At 70.8% G+C, this 15,599-nt stretch carries 13 protein-coding genes; 3 read left to right on the plus strand and 10 right to left on the minus strand.

What is annotated here, in order from left to right; all coding sequences use genetic code 11:
* Positions 1-84 precede the first annotated feature (84 nt).
* Positions 85-1,533, plus strand: a complete 1,449-nt coding sequence (locus tag HG543_RS27630) for an FAD-binding protein (RefSeq protein ID WP_169347869.1) — start codon at positions 85-87, stop codon at positions 1,531-1,533.
* A 10-nt stretch (positions 1,534-1,543) separates the two neighbouring features.
* On the opposite strand, the gene HG543_RS27635 is transcribed toward HG543_RS27630, so the two are convergent.
* The 5 genes from HG543_RS27635 to HG543_RS27655 all read right to left on the minus strand — a co-directional run bounded on the left by HG543_RS27635 (position 1,544) and on the right by HG543_RS27655 (position 7,146).
* The gene (locus tag HG543_RS27635; protein WP_169347870.1) at positions 1,544-2,101 is read right to left on the minus strand and encodes a class I SAM-dependent methyltransferase; all 558 of its coding nucleotides are present in this window, start codon (positions 2,099-2,101) and stop codon (positions 1,544-1,546) included.
* 50 nt (positions 2,102-2,151) lie between these two features.
* Positions 2,152-2,835 (minus strand): tetratricopeptide repeat protein, encoded by a 684-nt coding sequence (locus HG543_RS27640; RefSeq protein WP_169347871.1) that lies wholly within the window; start codon positions 2,833-2,835, stop codon positions 2,152-2,154.
* A 136-nt stretch (positions 2,836-2,971) separates the two neighbouring features.
* Positions 2,972-4,453 (minus strand): serine hydrolase, encoded by a 1,482-nt coding sequence (locus HG543_RS27645; RefSeq protein ID WP_169347872.1) that lies wholly within the window; start codon positions 4,451-4,453, stop codon positions 2,972-2,974.
* Positions 4,454-4,527: 74 nt separating this feature from the next.
* Positions 4,528-5,757 (minus strand): SGNH/GDSL hydrolase family protein, encoded by a 1,230-nt coding sequence (locus tag HG543_RS27650; protein ID WP_169347873.1) that lies wholly within the window; start codon positions 5,755-5,757, stop codon positions 4,528-4,530.
* A gap of 30 nt (positions 5,758-5,787) precedes the next feature.
* Entirely contained in the window at positions 5,788-7,146 is a 1,359-nt protein-coding gene (locus HG543_RS27655; RefSeq protein WP_246357340.1) for a hypothetical protein, read from the minus strand.
* Positions 7,147-7,787: 641 nt separating this feature from the next.
* Between HG543_RS27655 and HG543_RS27665 the strand changes: the two genes are divergently transcribed.
* Positions 7,788-9,548, plus strand: a complete 1,761-nt coding sequence (locus HG543_RS27665; RefSeq protein WP_171817903.1) for a BamA/TamA family outer membrane protein — start codon at positions 7,788-7,790, stop codon at positions 9,546-9,548.
* Positions 9,549-9,643: 95 nt separating this feature from the next.
* On the opposite strand, the gene HG543_RS27670 is transcribed toward HG543_RS27665, so the two are convergent.
* The 5 genes from HG543_RS27670 to HG543_RS27690 form a co-directional block, all read right to left on the minus strand.
* Entirely contained in the window at positions 9,644-10,009 is a 366-nt protein-coding gene (locus HG543_RS27670; RefSeq protein ID WP_169347875.1) for a DUF3060 domain-containing protein, read from the minus strand.
* A 187-nt stretch (positions 10,010-10,196) separates the two neighbouring features.
* Positions 10,197-11,720: a serine/threonine-protein kinase gene (locus tag HG543_RS27675; protein ID WP_169347876.1), complete on the minus strand. Its 1,524-nt coding sequence runs from the start codon at positions 11,718-11,720 to the stop codon at positions 10,197-10,199.
* Between the two features lie 70 nt (positions 11,721-11,790).
* Positions 11,791-12,318: a hypothetical protein gene (locus HG543_RS27680; protein WP_169347877.1), complete on the minus strand. Its 528-nt coding sequence runs from the start codon at positions 12,316-12,318 to the stop codon at positions 11,791-11,793.
* 106 nt (positions 12,319-12,424) lie between these two features.
* Positions 12,425-13,168 carry a hypothetical protein gene (locus HG543_RS27685; RefSeq protein ID WP_169347878.1) on the minus strand — a complete coding sequence of 248 codons (744 nt, stop codon included), beginning with the start codon at positions 13,166-13,168 and terminating at the stop codon, positions 12,425-12,427.
* Positions 13,165-14,940 (minus strand): PilZ domain-containing protein, encoded by a 1,776-nt coding sequence (locus HG543_RS27690; RefSeq protein ID WP_169347879.1) that lies wholly within the window; start codon positions 14,938-14,940, stop codon positions 13,165-13,167. Before HG543_RS27690 ends, HG543_RS27685 begins: the two co-directional genes overlap by 4 nt.
* A gap of 253 nt (positions 14,941-15,193) precedes the next feature.
* Between HG543_RS27690 and HG543_RS27695 the strand changes: the two genes are divergently transcribed.
* Positions 15,194-15,547 (plus strand): hypothetical protein, encoded by a 354-nt coding sequence (locus tag HG543_RS27695; protein ID WP_169347880.1) that lies wholly within the window; start codon positions 15,194-15,196, stop codon positions 15,545-15,547.
* The last annotated feature ends 52 nt before the right edge of the window (positions 15,548-15,599 follow it).

Below are 15,599 nucleotides of genomic sequence, written 5' to 3' on the forward strand. Positions count from 1 at the left end.
GGGGTGGGATGCAGCGCTCGGGGGAAACGTGTCACTCTCACGCCAGACCCCACATCAGGTCAGGCAACGAGGAGTAGCAAATCCATGACGAGTCGAACTTTCTCCCGCAGGTCGATGCTCCAGAGCGCTCTGGCGGCGGCGGCCTTCATCCCCGCGACCCGGAGCTGGGCCACCACGGTGGAGCCGGGCGCGGTGCCGCTGCCCGCACTGGACGGCCAGCTTCTGATGGACCCGGCGACGCTCGCCGCGGCGGCGGAGGACTTTGGCCACATCCAGCACCGCGTTCCCTGGGCCGTGCTCGTTCCCGGCTCCGTGCAGGACATCGTCGCCATGGTCCGCTTCGCGCGGTGTCAGGGCTTGCGCATCGCCGGCTCGCGGGGCATCGGCGAGAGCCACAGCGCCTTCGGCCAGGCGCAGGTGGAGGCCGGCATCGTCATCGACATGTCCGCGCTGGCGACCATCCACGAGATTGGCCCGACGAGCGCGTGGGTGGACGCGGGCGTGCGGTGGCATGAGCTCCTCCAGGCCGCGCTCCCGGCCGGGAAGAGCCCTCCGGTGCTCACCGACTACATCGAGCTGAGCATCGGCGGGACGCTGTCGGTGGGCGGCATCGGCGGGCAGGCGTTCCGCTGGGGCCTCCAGGTGGACAACGTGCTGGAGATGGATGTCGTCACGGGTGAAGGCGAGCTCGTGCGGTGCTCGCCCTGGCAGGAGCGGACCCTGTTCGACTCCGTGCGCGCGGGCCTGGGCCAGTTCGGCATCATCGTGCGCGCCCGGGTGCGGCTCGTCGACGTGCCGCCCCGCGCGCGGACCTACATCGCGCTGTACAACGACCTCTCCCGCTTCCTGGCGGACCAGCGGTGCCTCATCGAGGACGGTCGCTTCGACTACGTCGAGGGCGCCGTCGTCGCCTCCGGGGGCGGCTGGGCCTACCAGCTGGAGGTGGTGAAGTACTTCACCCCGGGTGCCGAGCCTCAGGACGCGACGCTGCTGGCGGGCCTCGGCTTTCAGCCCGGGACGCTGCAGGTAACGGACGGCAGCTACTTCGACTTCGCCAACCGGCTCGCGCCGCTGGTGGCGCTGCTCCAGCAGCTCGGGGTCTGGGAGTTCCCGCACCCGTGGCTGGACATGTTCGTCCCCGCCCATTCCGCCGAGGCCTTCGTGCAGGAGGTGCTGTCCCAGACCACCGACGCGGACATGGGGCAGGGGCCCATCCTGCTGTACCCCTTCCGCACCTCGAAGCTCACCGCGCCCTTCCTCCGCGCGCCCGCGGATACGCACGTCTTCCTCTTCTCGCTGCTGCGCACCGCCATCCCGCCGACGCCGGAGAAGGTGGCGGAGCTCGTCCAGAAGAACCGCGCCATCTTCGACCGGCTCACCGCCATTGGCGGGAAGCTCTACCCTGTCGATGCCGTCCCGATGAGCCCCGCGGACTGGCGCCGCCACTTCAGCCCGTACTGGTGGCGCTTCGACCTGGCGAAGCAGCTCTTCGACCCGGCCCGCGTCCTCACGCCGGGCCAGGGCATCTTCTGACCGGCCGTCCTCAGGCCCGCGCGACCACGCGGGCCTCGTGGCGTCCTTCCCCGGTCCACCCCTCGGTATAGGACACGGGTTGCAGTCCCTGGAGGAGGCCGGGCAGCTCGCCGTCCTCCAACAGGAAGCGGGCGGAGGGGTGCGCGTGCCGCTGGAGGTTGCTCCGGGTGGGCTGGGCGAAGACGAGCAGCCCACCGGGGGCGAGCACCTTCTGGAAGGCCGGGAAGAGTGGCCGCCAGAGGAAGTTCAGGCAGAGCACGACGTCGAAGGGGCCGGGCGGGAGCGGCTCGGTTTCGACGTCCAGCCGCAGCGTCCGCAGGGGCACTCCCGCCGCTCGCGCGGCATGCTCGGCCCTTTCGAGCGCGACCTCCGAGATGTCCAGCAGCGTGACGTCCAGGCCGCGCCGGGCGAGCCACAGGGCGTCCTGCCCGGTGCCTCCCGCCACGTCGAGCACGCGGCCCGTGCGGGGGAGCAGGTCGTCCAGCGAGCGGAGGAACGGGGAGGGCTCGCGGGTTCCTTCCTGCTCGCGGTAGCGGCTGTTCCACCTCCGCCGGTCATCCTCGGACATGGTTCCTCCTGGCCCATGCGGGGCGAGGGGAATCCCTAGCATGGTTTGCGTCACCGGGGCTTGCGGTGGGGTTGCTTCTTCAGCTGGGCGCGGAGGCGCTCGACAGTGCGTTCCGCATACTCCGCCGAGCTTCGATTGGGCGTCTTCGCGCCGTACCGCTCGTAGTCGCTGATGGCCCCGGCCAGGTCTCCGGCCTGCTCACGGGCCTGGGCGCGCGAGTAGTAGGCATCAAGGAAGTACGGATTCGTCTCGGCGAGCACTTCAATCTGGAACGGGCCCCGGCCCCAGAGCAGCTCCGTGGCGATGACCTCGACAAGCTCGTCATAGAACTCCAGCACGTAGTGGCCGCAGGCCGACAGGTGCCGGGGGTTGAATGAGGCCAGCCAGTGCGAGTCCACGATGCGCCCGACGCCGGCGAAGCCCTCGCGCGGAAGCTCCCGATGCCAGTAGCTGTGGACCTCTTCGGGAACGACTTGAATGACCTGCAGGCCCCCGAAGTACACCCACGCACGGGGGGCCCGCTGGGGATTGGAGAGCACGGTGCTCCCGAATGGTCCCGACGGGTCATCATCGGTGAGGAAGTCGCACGCGAACTCGGCCCCGATGATGCCTCCCGGGTCGCCGTCCCGGCGTGCCTCCTCGAAACGGCTGTCGCTCCAGTGCAGCCACCGCAGGCGCGTGGGGCCCCGGCCGTCGTTCCCGAAATAGGGCGTGTCGATGGGCTCCAGCTTCATGACGCGGGCTCCGGTGGCGGCGCGCGGGGGCTGCCACCGAAGCGTGGGCCGGCGTTCGCTTGCCGCGTGTGAGCCCGGGACGCGCCACGCCCTCCGGGCCTGACAAGGCCCCGGAGGACCGCCAGGCTCGGGACCCTCAGCGGGGCGCTGGATGTGCCTCCTTCGCCTTCTCGAGCTGCTGGACGGCCTCCGCCGCGCCGGTGTTCTTCGGGTCCAGCTCCACGGCCCGGCGGTAGTTCGAGACCGCCAGTTCCTTGTTCCCGTGCTTCAGGTAGGCCTCGCCCAGGCTGTCGTAGCCGTTCGCCCAGGCGGGGAACATCTCCACGTTCAGCTTGAAGATCTCAATGGCGTCCGCCACGCGCCCGGTCCGCATCAGCCGGTAGCCGACCCGGTTCAGCTCCCGCTCGGAGAAGTCATACTCGCCCGCCTTCTGGGCCTTCAGGGTGCGGTACCGGGCGACGGCCTCCGCGACGGAGGACTTCGCGAGGGTGGCCGTCACGACCTCGCCGATGGACGGCTTGGGCTGCCGGGGCTGGATTCCATTGAGGATGCTCAGCGCCCCCGTCGCCATCTCCATGAGCTTCGCGCTCCGCGAGGTGTTGTCGAGGAGGATGACGACCTGCTTCCGCTCGGGCGCGCGGACGAGCAGGGTGCTGAAGCCGTTGATGCCTCCGCTGTGGCCGAGGCCGGCCAGCACCGTCTTGCCATCGTGCAGCTGCAGGGGGCTGGTGTCCCACCCGAGGGCGTAGTTCTCCAGGGCCGGGGTGAACATCCGCTGCTTGAGCGCCGCGGGCAGCAGCGTGTCCGTGTAGAGCGCCCGGTCCCAGCGGTAGAGGTCCTCCACCGTCGAGTACATCGAGCCGGCGGAGTAGGGCAGGCTCATGTCGAGGTAGGACGCGTTGACGAGCCCCTCGGGAGCGGCCTCGTAGCCGCTCGCGCGCTTCGGGAGCACGGTGTCGGTGACGTCGTAGCCCGTGTCCTTCATCCCCAGCGGGTCGAGCACGCGCTGGCGCAGGGCCTGCGCGTACGTCTGGCCGGTGACCTTCTCGATGATGGCGCCGAGCAGGAAGTAGGCGGAGTTGCTGTACGCCCACTTCGTGCCGGGCTCGAACTCGAGGTCCCCGCTGCAGAACGTCTTCACGAAGTCCGCGACGGTATACGGGTCTCGCGAGGGGCCCGCGAAGAACTCGGGGGTCGTGTAGTTGGGAATGCCAGAGGTGTGGTGCAGGATGTGGGCGATGGTGACGCGGTCACCCGTGTCCTTGCGGTAGTCCGGAAGGTGCGTGGTGACCTTGTCGTCGAGCTTCAGCGTCCCCTCGGCGACGAGCTGTAGGATGACCATCGCCGTGAAGGGCTTGGTGATGGATCCGATGCGGAACTTCGTGTCCGGCGTATTCGGCACCTGCCACTCGAAGTTGGCGGAGCCGTAGCCCTTCTTGAAGACGACGCCCTTCTCGTCCGCGACGAGCACCGTCCCGTTGAATTGGTTCAGCCGGTGGAACTTCGAGAGAAACCGCTCGAGCTCCTGTTGCCGCGACGCCGCCTCGGCGACAGGGGCAACCAGCACCAACGCCCACACCACGAGCGCGCTCACGATGCGCGCGTTCAGCCAGTTCATTCGATGCTCCCGGTGGATACGGCGATGTACGCGCGGGCGGCAAGGCGATTGCGTCGGCCGCGCGGCGGAGGCTTTTAGCGGAGCACCTGCTCCTGGATGAACCGGGTCAGGGCGTCCGCCATCTTCTGGTGCGTGGTGGGCGACGGGTGCCAGTCCTCGCCGACGCCGTCGACGTTGGGGTCCTGCACGGCCATCACATGGCGGTAGACCCGGCTGTCCCCCGCGCGGTTGCGCTCCAAAACCAGCTGGGTCACCCAGTCGCCGACGTGCACCGACGTCACCGTGCCGTTGCGCTCCTGTTGCTTGTAGCCGTCCGTCATGCTGCCCAGCGTGCACACGATGCGTGCCTGGGGGTGCAGCTCCCGCAGCCGCGCGAGGAACCTCCGGTAGGCCGCCTTGAACGCCGCCTCGTCGGGGAGGAACGCGCTGGTGCCGCCACCCGCGAAGGTGTCGTTGGTGCCCATGTTGACGACAATCACGTCGGGGGCGTACTGGCGGGCGTCCCAGACCGCCGGCCGGCCCGGCACCGCCAGCTCGTAGAGGGCGGGAATCAGGTCCGACGTGGACATGTCCAGGTTGCGGTACACGCCGTGGCCCGAGTAGCAGACCGTCACCAGCTCCGCGCCCAGGCGCCGGGCCGTGAGCCACGCGTAGCCCCGCGTGACGTTCTCGTTCTTCGACGTGAAGGTGGGCGCCGTCCAGGACGAGGACTCCGGGATGAGCGACACCTCGCTGCCATAGCCGCAGGTGATGGAGTCGCCCACCACTTCCATCCGCAGCCCGGGGCGTGCCGGCGGGTCGTGAAGCTCGCCATGGACCTCCAGGGCCACGAACTCGCTGACGCCCACGAGCGTCTCGGTGCGCTTGATGACCTCCACCGTGTGAAGCCCCACGGGGAGCCCGGTGGCCAATTCGTAGACGGGCTGGCCGCTCCGGACCTCGAGGCGCGTGGGCGGGCCGTCGTCGATGCTGACGTCGAAGAAGTTCGTCGTCGTCTCGTCACCGAGACCGAAGTCGTTGAGCCTCATGCGGACCGCGTCGCCCCAGAAGCGCGCGCGAATCGTCACTCCGGGATGGGAGAAGACGACGCCGGCCTCGGAGGCGTACCTCCGCCCGGTGTACTGCACGCGGGTGTCCGACGCCGGCACCGTCACCCACGTCAGGTCGTCCGGGTCCGGAGTCCCGGCGTCCGTCCGCACGACGGGGGGCTGCGCGTCGGGAGACTCCCCGGTGCGCGCGGGCCCCTTGCACGCCACCACCGACACGCAGAGTCCGAACCCGAGCACCACGTGTCGCGCGGCCATGGAGGCTCCTCCCTCGGCCTCCGATGATACTCAGCGCGCGAGCTGGATGGGGAGCGCCGACTCCGGCCGCATCCGGCGCATGTCCACCAGGACATCGTACGCGCGTGGGTCCGGGAGGACAGGGCTGGCGGCGAAGCGGTAGAGCCGGGTGACGTCGCGCTCCTCGGGGAAGCGCTCGCGCATGAGCGCGCCGAGCAGCTCCTTGGCCACCCACTCGGTGTCCACGGACACGGAGCCGAACTCGTCCAGGTAGCGCAGGGGCGCGGTCGTGTCGCTCTGCCAGGCGGTGAGGACGAAGACGCGGGGATGCCGCGCGGGCACCACCTCGCGCGCGCCCTGCTCCATGACGGCCAGCTCGCGGCGCTGGGGAAGCACGAACAGCTCCACCGACTGCCGGTGCGCGAGCAGTGCGCTCACCGCCACGAACACGCCCAGCAGCGCGGTGGCCACGCGCGGCCCATGCACGGGCCAGCAGCGCCCCAGGTTCAGGAGCGACGCGGCGAAGTAGACGCTCCACACCCCGGTGAGGGCGTAGAGGGTGCGGTACGTGGGCCAGCGCTCTCCCGCGAGGAAGCCGACGCAGTACGTGGCGGCGGACAGCGCTCCCAACCCGAGCAGCCACCGGCCCACGCCGTCACGGCCCGCGCGGCGGCCCTCGGCGAAGAGGCCCAGCGTCACCAGGGTCAGCGTCAGGCCCACCATGGGCCAGTAGCTCGCGGGGGGCGCGGCGGCCGTCCGGTTGAGGCTGCTCAGCGCCAGTGCGTTGGGAATCACCTGGGTGAGGGACCAGACCGCCTTGTCCAGGAACTGCTTCTCGAACACGACGCGCGGCGAGGGGGTGAACAGGCCCGCCGCGAAGGACAGCTTCGTGAGGACGAACGCCACGCCCAGCCCGCCGCCCATGACGAGCAGGTGCTTCGCCAGCCAGCGCACGGTGGCCCGCGCGTCCGCGTCCTGGCGCATCACCAGTGCCCCCGCGAGCAGCACGGCGTAGAACAGGCCGCTGACCTGGTAGATGAGCGTCGCCGCCGCCACCGCCACGCCGCCGCCCAGGCACCACGCGCCGCCGCGCCACGCGGGCCCCGTGGGCGCTTCGATGCCCCGCCGCGCCAGCGCGAACGCGGCCACGCCCAGCAGCAGCGCCACCGCCTGCGGCCAGCAGATGCTCCAGCTGGCGACGACCTGCGCGGACGGAATGAGGGTGAGGTACGCGGCGAGCAGCGCCGCGGGCGCCAGCCGCCAGCCCTCGCGCCGCAGCAGCAGGAAGACGGCGGCGCCCAGCAGGCCCAGCCCCGTCACGCTCAGCGCCCGCATGCCGCTGAGTCCGTCGATGTCGCCCGCCGCGCGCGCGGACAGCTCCAGCAGCCAGCCGTACAGCGGGCGGCCCATGGCCGCGCAGACGCGGAGAATCTTCCCCGGCTCCTCGCGCGCCTCGCGCAGGAGCGCGTAGTCGTCGCGCAGGCCGTAGCGCTGGAAGACGGCGCTCCCGTAGACGAGCCAGGGCAGCAGGAAGAGCAGGGTGGCCGTCCCCGCGAGTCCGAAGGTGCGTGTCGTGATGCGTGTCAGCAGGGGGACCTCTGGGCGCGCCGAGCCGGGCGCGGCCTGACGCGATACGTCGAGACGGCATCCGCTTCAAGGGGGGACGGGTCTCACCTGGCGCGAAGTGTCGGGCTCCTCCTTGATGCTCCAAGGGAACGCCGGCTGCTCGCCTGCCGGGCATGCGCGTCGGGTACGAGCCCTGGGCCGCGCGCGGACCGTGTTTCGAAATAGCTGTATGCGTTGCGAGTTGGACCGTTCGTTTCATGGGGTGAGCCCGTGTCTCAGCCAATGATCCGGATCGAAGGTCTGACCAAGAGCTACGGAGCCACGCAGGCGCTGCGTGGGGTCAGCTTCGAAAGGGGCTCGACTCGCTCCCGCCGGAGGTGCGGCGGCAGCTGGAGGCGCAGCTGCGCGCGGCGCAGTGAGCCGGACGCGGGCTGTCGTCGCCTTGTGACACAGTGTCACAAGGCGATGGCGGCGTCCGTGCCAGGATGCCGGGCGTGCCGCTCCCGCTGCTCGCCCTGCTCCTGGTCCCCCTCGCGGCCGCCCCCTCCGAGCCGACGGACACGCTGGACGCCCAGAAGAACTACGAGGAGGTCCTCGTCCAGTGGGGGCTGGCGCAAAACGGCCGCCAGGTGGACCCGGAGCCCGAGGGCAAGCCCCTGGAAGCGGTGCTGGTGGCCCTGGAGGACGTGGTCGCGGAGACGGACCCGTACCCAGGCTTCCTCAACACACTGCACGTCCGCTCGCGCGAGGAGGTGGTGCGCCGAGAGGTGCTGCTCGCTCCGGGGCAGCCCTACTCCGAGGCGCTCGCCAACGAGACGGCGCGCAACCTGCGCAAGCTGGGCATCTTCGCCGTGGTGCGCGCGGTGGCGGTGCGCGGCGAGACGCCCGGCTCGGTGGCGTTGCTCATCGTCACCAAGGACGTCTGGTCGCTGCGGCTCAACAACGACTTCTCCGCCGTGGGCTCGCTGCTCCAGTACCTGCGCCTGCAGGGCACCGAGGACAACTTCCTCGGCCGCGGGAAGAAGGTGGCGCTCGACTTCATCCTGCTGCTCGACACCTGGTCCGTGGGGCAGAGCTACATCGACAAGCAGCTCTTCGGCAGCCGGTGGACGCTCAACGAGTCCGCGGCCGTCATCCTCGGCCGGGAGAGCGGCCGGGCCGAGGGCACGCGCGGCACCGTCACCCTGAGCCGGCCGCTGTTCTCGCTGGCCACCCGCTGGAGCCTCACCACGCAGCTGACGTGGAACATGGAGACGTCACGCACCTTCCGGGGCGCGGACGTCTGGCAGCTGCCGTTCCCCGGCGGCGAGCCGGTGCCCTACGTGTACAACGCGCGCGAGGTGACGGGCAGCGTGCTGTACCTGCGCTCCTGGGGGGACGTGCTCAAGTGGGAGGCGGGCGGTGGGGTCGGCGCGTACAGCAAGGCCTACTCGCCCCCGGTGGAGTCCGGCCTGGACGCGGAGCAGAGCGCCTGGTTCCAGTCCCGCTTCCTCCCGCGCAGCGAGGACGCCGTCCATGCCACCGGCTCCCTGCGACTCTTCGAGGCGCGCTACGAGGTGCTGCGCGACGTGGACACCTACTCGCTGTCCGAGGACTTCCAGGTGGGGCCCTCGCTGACGGCCACGCTGCGCTACGCGCCGCCCCTCTTCGCCTCCGCCTCCCACTTCACGGAGGCCGGCCTCGCCGCGCGCTACCGCGTGAGGCTGGGAGACGCGCTCACCACGGTGTCCACCGCGGGGACGCTGCGGCGCCAGTTCGGAAGTGGCGCGGGGTGGACGAACCGCCGCTGGGCCACGGAGGTGCATCAAGTCTCCCCGCGCGTGCTGGGCGGGCGCTTCGTGGCGCGGGGGCTGCTGGACGTGAATGTCGATGACGTGAACGAGCGGGTGGTGCTGCTCGGCGGGGGCAACGGGCTGCGCGGAGCGAACGTGGACGCGTACGCGGGGCGGCGGCTCCTGCTGTTCAACCTGGAGTACCGCACCCCGCCGCTCATCATCCGCACGCTGCACGTGGGCGGGGTGCTCTTCTACGACGCGGGCAGCGCGTACGTGCGGAGGCCGGACCTGGTGCAGTCGGTGGGCGTGGGGCTGCGGCTGTTGGTGCCGCAGTTCAACATCATCCCCTTCCGGCTCGACTTCGGGTACGTCCTCGACGGCGAGCGGCCTCCGGTGGGAAGCCGCTTCCTCGCGGGCGGCGGGCAGATTACCGACAACCGGCCGACCTTCCTCGACACGCCGCTGCGGTAGGGACGGATGCACCTTCCGCGGGAGCGGCCGGGGCTCGTCAGCAGCCTCCCGCGGCGCCCGTCTCGTGACGGGACGGGCGCGCGGAGGGCCGACGACTACTTCTCCTGCGTGACCTTGTTGTTCACGCCGGTGCGGGAAATCTTGGGCTTCGACTTCCCGGCGCCGCGCTTCCAGGTGACGTTGTTGGCGGTGCCCGTCACGTCGATGGCGCGCACGCCCTCGATCTTGACGGTGTTGCTGGAGCCGCTCACGGTGACGCTCTTGCAGTCGCCGGTCAGCGTGACGGTGTTGGAGGCGCCGGTGATGTCCACCACGCTGCCCTGCGTGCAGTTGTGGGTGGAGGTCTCGCCCGTGCCGGTGACCTCGATGAGGGCCCCTTCGTTGTCCTCCGCGCTCGCCGTCACCGGGCCGAGGACACACGCCATCACCGCGAACACTGCTGCGCCCAGCTTCTTGCTCATACGTTGATTCTCCTGATGCGGCCCGGGCCGCTCCATGGCCCGCGCCGGCTGCCCCATCGACGTAACGAGCGGCTGTCGATTCAATCCCCCCGTCGGGATGGGTCAGGGCCTCTTAGTGCCTGGGGCCCTGGGAGATCCAGTCCGCGCCGTGGGGGCTCCTGCTGTTGGAACCCCAAGCGCTCTCGTTTCAGTACATGGAACGCCGCGTGAAGCCCCGCAGCGCCGCCAGCGGCAGCACCGTGCGCATGAGGTACGGGAGCCGCCACATGCCGCCGTGGTTGGCGCCGTTCATGATGAGCTCCAGCGGGTGGCGCAGCGGCACCGCCGGGTTGGACAGCGCCGCGGGGTTGCGCAGGTCATGGACCCACATGGCGGCCATGAGGGCGTTGGTGGTGGCGGGCTCGAAGATTTCCACGTCGAAGGTGGAGGCGCCCCGGAAGCCGGCCGCCAGCAGCGGGTTCTTCACCACCGACTGCGTGGCGGTGGAGGGCGCGACGTTGATGGACACGTGCTGCCCCGCCGCGCGGTTGACCATGGCGCGCCACTGCTGCAGCCGCTTGGCCAGCGCGTAGTTGGGGCCCTGCTGGAGGACGATGCAGTCCACCGTGCCGTAGCGCTGGCCGTTGCTGCTCTCGATGATGCGGCTGGCGGCGGGCTGGAACAGTGTGCCCCGGCTCACCCCGCGCAGCGCGGCCTGGGCGGCGCGTCCGAAGAGGGCCCGCTCGTCGTAGCGCCGGGCCGCCTGCAGGGTGATGTCCTCGGGCACGGCGAACACGTCCGTGGGCGTCGCCATGTACGCCAGCGACGTGCCCGGCTTCGCCTCGCTGAGGGTGGTGACGATGGCGTCCATCGCCACGGACACGCGCACGTGCCGCTCTCCGTCGAGGTAGGCGAGCGAGGCGATGTCCACGTCCCCCGGGAGGGACTTCAGCCACGCGGCGATTTCCGGCGCCTGGGTGAGCAGGTCCGCGCCCGCCCGTGCGAGCACGTACTCGGGGCCGTCGCCAGCGGGTGCGGTGGAGGCCACGGGCGCCAGGAGCCGGCCGTTGCCGCTGGCCGCCAGCCCGGTGAGGCGCTGCCACACGTGCGGGCGCTGGAGGTCCACCGCGGCCACGTTCGCCCGCCAGCGCATGAGCCAGGGGAAGGGGCCCGCCTCCGAAGCCGCGCCGAGAAGCACCAGCGTCCGGTCCGACAGGTCCAGCCACGCCGGGTTGCGCTGCACCAGCCGGAGCGCCTCCGCGTGCGAGGGCTCCACCACGCCCGCGCGCTCCCAGACGTCCAATTGCCGCAGGAGCGCGTCGCCGGACAGCGTCTGCCCGCGGTACGGCACCTCCCACGTCACGGGCGCCGAGCGGTCGCGCCCTTCGAGCGTCACCGTGCGGAATCCCTCCGTGGCGGGCGCGGCCATGGCGCCATCGAGGGTGAGGGGCTGGCCGTCCCGCCAGAACTGGAAGGCGCGCCGCGTCGTGTCCAGGCCGGCGCGCGCGATGGCGATGGCGTTCTCCGGGCGCTCCAGGGAGCGCTCCACCAGTTGCCGCACGTAGTGCGGGTAGCGCTCGCGCCACCGCCGCTCCGCGCGCAGCTCCCGCGACGCGTCGGCGCCGATGGCGTCGAAGGCCGCTTCGAAGACGGCCCGCGCCGTCTCGCTCGTGCTGCGTCGCCCGTCCGGAGTGGACGGGAACTGAATGCCGCTGTCGCTTCCGCTCGTCATCCGGCCCCCTGTGCAGCGGCAGCATCTACAGGCGCCGGTTCCTTCGTTCAATGGCGGAGTGCCCGTAGCCTCAGAGAAGGGGCTCCAGTCCCCCCGAGCGTTTCTTCCTGAAGGGGAGCTTGAGCGTCATGACGAAGGCCACTTCACCGGCATGCGGGGTGCGCCGCCGTACTCCCTGGATGGACTCCACCTGGGGGGCGAGCGGGATGCCGAAGCGCACGCCTACCGACCCATAGAGGAAGGACAGGTACGGGGCGAAGTGCAGCCCCGTCGTGGGCAGGTGGTCGCGGGTTCCCGTCTCGTGCATGACGCCCAGCTCCATGCCGAGGACGACGAAGGTGAGCTGCGCGCCCGCACACAGCCGCACGTACTCGGAATCCATCAGCTGGGCCTGGGCGAAGGGCCCCACCCCGGTGAGGCCGTCGATGAAGTTGAGGGACAGCTCCACGCCCAGCCCACTCGAACGGCTGGAGCCGCTGACCAGTGGACCGACGAAGAGAAACGTCTCGTCCTTGGGAAGATAGGAATCCGCCCGGGCCACGGAGGCCACGAGCAGAGCGGGGAGCAGGGCCAGTGGGAGCGAGGCGCGGCGGTTCATGCCGCGACGCCTCTGCAACCCACGTTCCCCAACCGTCCTCCCGAGGAGGCGCGCGCGGCCGTGCAGCGGCGTGCACAACTCGTGCAACGCGCGACACGTCCCGCGCTCAGGCGGCCACGTCGAGCCGGCGCCACGTGCCCTGGGAGGCCTGGAGGCAGTCGGCGAGGAAGCGCAGGTAGCAGTCCAGCCCGCGCGTGCCATACGCCGCCAGGAGAGGACCCACGTCGGGGCGGGTCTTCAGCACCTCCTCCATCATCCGCTCGTTGAGGGCCGTGTGGCCCACGTCCACGGCGGCGTGCTCGTTGAGGAAGGTGAGCTTGTCCAGCGTCTGCTGGCCGAGCACCTTCTTCACCTGCGCGAGGATGCGGGGCACCAGCACCACGGCGAGGTAGCCCACCTCGTACTCGATGGCGGCCTGGCCGAGCGGCAGGTCGCCGTTGATGGCCTCGTCATGCACCTGCCGGTACTGGCGCATGGCCTCGGTGGGCGCCTGGGCCACGAGCGCGTCCGCGTCGAGCTGCTGCGCGTAGCGCGCGTTCCAGCGGCCCACCAGCACCCGCGCGTCCTCGATGGTCATCAGGTGGTGGCCGGCCTCGTGCTTCGCGTGGGTGATGAGCGCCTGGCCGAGCTTCGGCTCGCCCAGCGCGATGCAGCGCTCACCCGCGCCGCGAATCCAGCCCTCCACGGGCTCCGTCATGTACGCGCCCCGGGCGGACCACTCGATGAGGAAGCGCTCCAGCAGGGCGGGGGAGATGTCCGGCGACAGCAGCGCGCGCACCACGGGCTCGGTGTCCAGGCGGGCGCGGGTCTCTTCGGCGTGCGGCAGGTACTGCGTGTTCATCAGGCTCATGACGGCTCCTTCTCGGTGTGGATGGGGCGCAGACGGTTCACCGTCTGCTCGTGGATGTGCTCCAGGAACTCGGGCGCGAGGTCGGCGGCGATGATCCACAGGTACGGCTTCGCCTCGGGGGCCTCGTCGTGCAGGCGGGCCGCCTCGACATCGCCGTCCTCCTCGGCCAGGAAGACGAAGCCGTCACGGCCCCGGCTGGCGAACCAGCGGCGTGCCGCGTCCAGCAGGGCGGGGAAGGCGTCTCGCCCTCCGGCGGACAGGGGGAACAGGCGGGCGGAGTCCAGCAGGCGGAAGGGATTCGTCCCAGGCGGGCCCACCTCCAGCACCGCCGCCGCCACGGGCGTCGGCCCCCGGCGCGCCACCACCACGTGCCGCTCGCGCTCCAGCCCCGCCGCGTGCCAGGGACGCGCCGCGTCCTCCAGGTCGAGCGCTTCGAGGCCCAGGTCGAGCGCCTCGAGGTAGCTGGCGGGACGCGTGCGCGAGAGCTCCCGCGCGAGCAGGGCCCGCTCACCGGCCGTCGCGGGGCCGACGTCCAGTCCGTCTGTCTGCTGGCCACCCGGTGTGTCACAGGCGACGTCAATCATCCTCACGGGGCGCAGGAGCACGCGGCCCGTGCTGGCCATGCGCTCGGCGAAGCCGACGTGCGAGCGGCGGACGAAGGGCACCGTGGATTCGATGTACGCCGCGAGCCACCGGCAGCCGGGGTCCGCCCGCGCGTGCTCCACGATGTGCACGTAGAGGTCACGCAGCATCTGTCCCGGTACATCCTCGAACCGGGAGCCGCCCGCGCGCCGGGCGAGCTGGTGGATCAGCCACAGAGAGCGGTACGGCTTCATGGTGGAGAGCGTCGCCTCCGCGCCGCGCTCGGACGTCCACACCGCCTCGCACAGGAGGTCCCCCAGGTCCGCCGCGCGCCGCCCCAGCTCGATGAAGGTCGTGTGCCGCTCCTCGAACCACTTCGCCGTCTTGCCAGCCAGGTTGAAGTAGCCCGAGTCGATGAAGAGGCGCCAGATATCCTCCGCGAGCGCGCCGTCGGTACGTGTCGACGGATGGAGCGCTCGCGCCACCAGCTCCCGCCAGCGCTTCGCGTCAGCCGGCGTCAGCGGCTCCACGCGGAGGCCACACAGGAAGGTTCCGTCGGTCGCGGCCGATACATGGCGGACCTCTCCACGCAGCGACACGGGTCGCGCGTCTCCGACGAGCAGCTCGATGGGGTGCAGCACCCGCCCCGGCGTGAGCCGCTCGGCCGCGGGCAGCCGCAGCGCCAGCCCTTCCAGGGACAGGTCCACGACCTCGCGCTCGCGGCCGAGCCAGCCGGGCAGCGGCAGGCGCACGCGCAGGGACGCGGGAGCCGGCACGCGCCGGTGCGCGCGGTGGCGCACCTGCTCGACACGCCGGGGCAGCGGCGTCACATGCGTGTCCGCCTTCCAGACGCCACCGGACAGGTGCAGGCGGTAGACGGAGTGATGGCCGGGGACCTCCACCTCGTACGGCAGCGGGCCCGATACCTCGTCGGGTGCCTCGCACCTCCAGTGAAGCAGCCCTGTCTCCGCGTCGAGCTTCTCCAGCCGGATGCGCGTCACGTGCTCGCCCGCGCGCAGCAGGCAGGGCCGGCCGAGGGCGGCGGCGGTGTGGAGGATGGAGCGGATGCGCTCCGGCGCGGTGATGTCCTCGCGGGAGCGCTGCGCCGGCGTGGACGTCCTGGAATGCCATTCCCGGTGAAGAATCTCGGACGACGGGCGGACCCGTGCCTGGGCGTGATGCTCCCTCAAGCTGCTGTCTCCGTGGTGTGACGGGTGCGCGCGCGACGTCACCCGGAATGACGGGGGGACGCGTCCCATGCCCCGAGGCAGGTCCGTGTCCGCGAGCCGCGCACGAAATTCATACGGACACGGGCTCGCGGTCTGGTTGTTGCGATGCAGTGGCATCAAGGCATCGCGCGTGACGCTTCTTCGAGTCGGGGCGATCCGAACCGGTGCCGCTGGCTCAATAGGAGGAGCACCACCCCACCTTGGAGAAGCAACCTTGAAGAAGAACGTGATGTCCCTGCTGGCCGTCGTGCTGCTGTCCGCCTGTGGTAGCGATAGCGAGACGTTCGAGGAACGCTCCGAGCACCTGGCCGAGGCGCTCTGTACGTATGGGACGCAGTGTGGCGGCGAGAGTGACTACGACGACTGCTACGAGGACGTGGTCCGGGACATGAAGGACGCCCGGGAGGCAGTGGGGGAGTCGGGGGAGGACGCGTGCATGAAGTGCATGAAGGTGATGATCGAGGTCATCGAGCAGTCCAGCGACAACGACTGCGAGGAACTCGATGAGCAGCGGGTCAGCGAGGAGTGCAGCATCCCGGGCGGGAACGCCTGCGCGGGCTACCCGTAGCCAACGGCGAGCGGGCTCCGGCGGGAGGGAGGGAGCTCCCCGGGAAATAGAG

It is taken from the genome of Pyxidicoccus fallax, assembly GCF_012933655.1.
Lineage (GTDB): Bacteria > Myxococcota > Myxococcia > Myxococcales > Myxococcaceae > Myxococcus > Myxococcus fallax.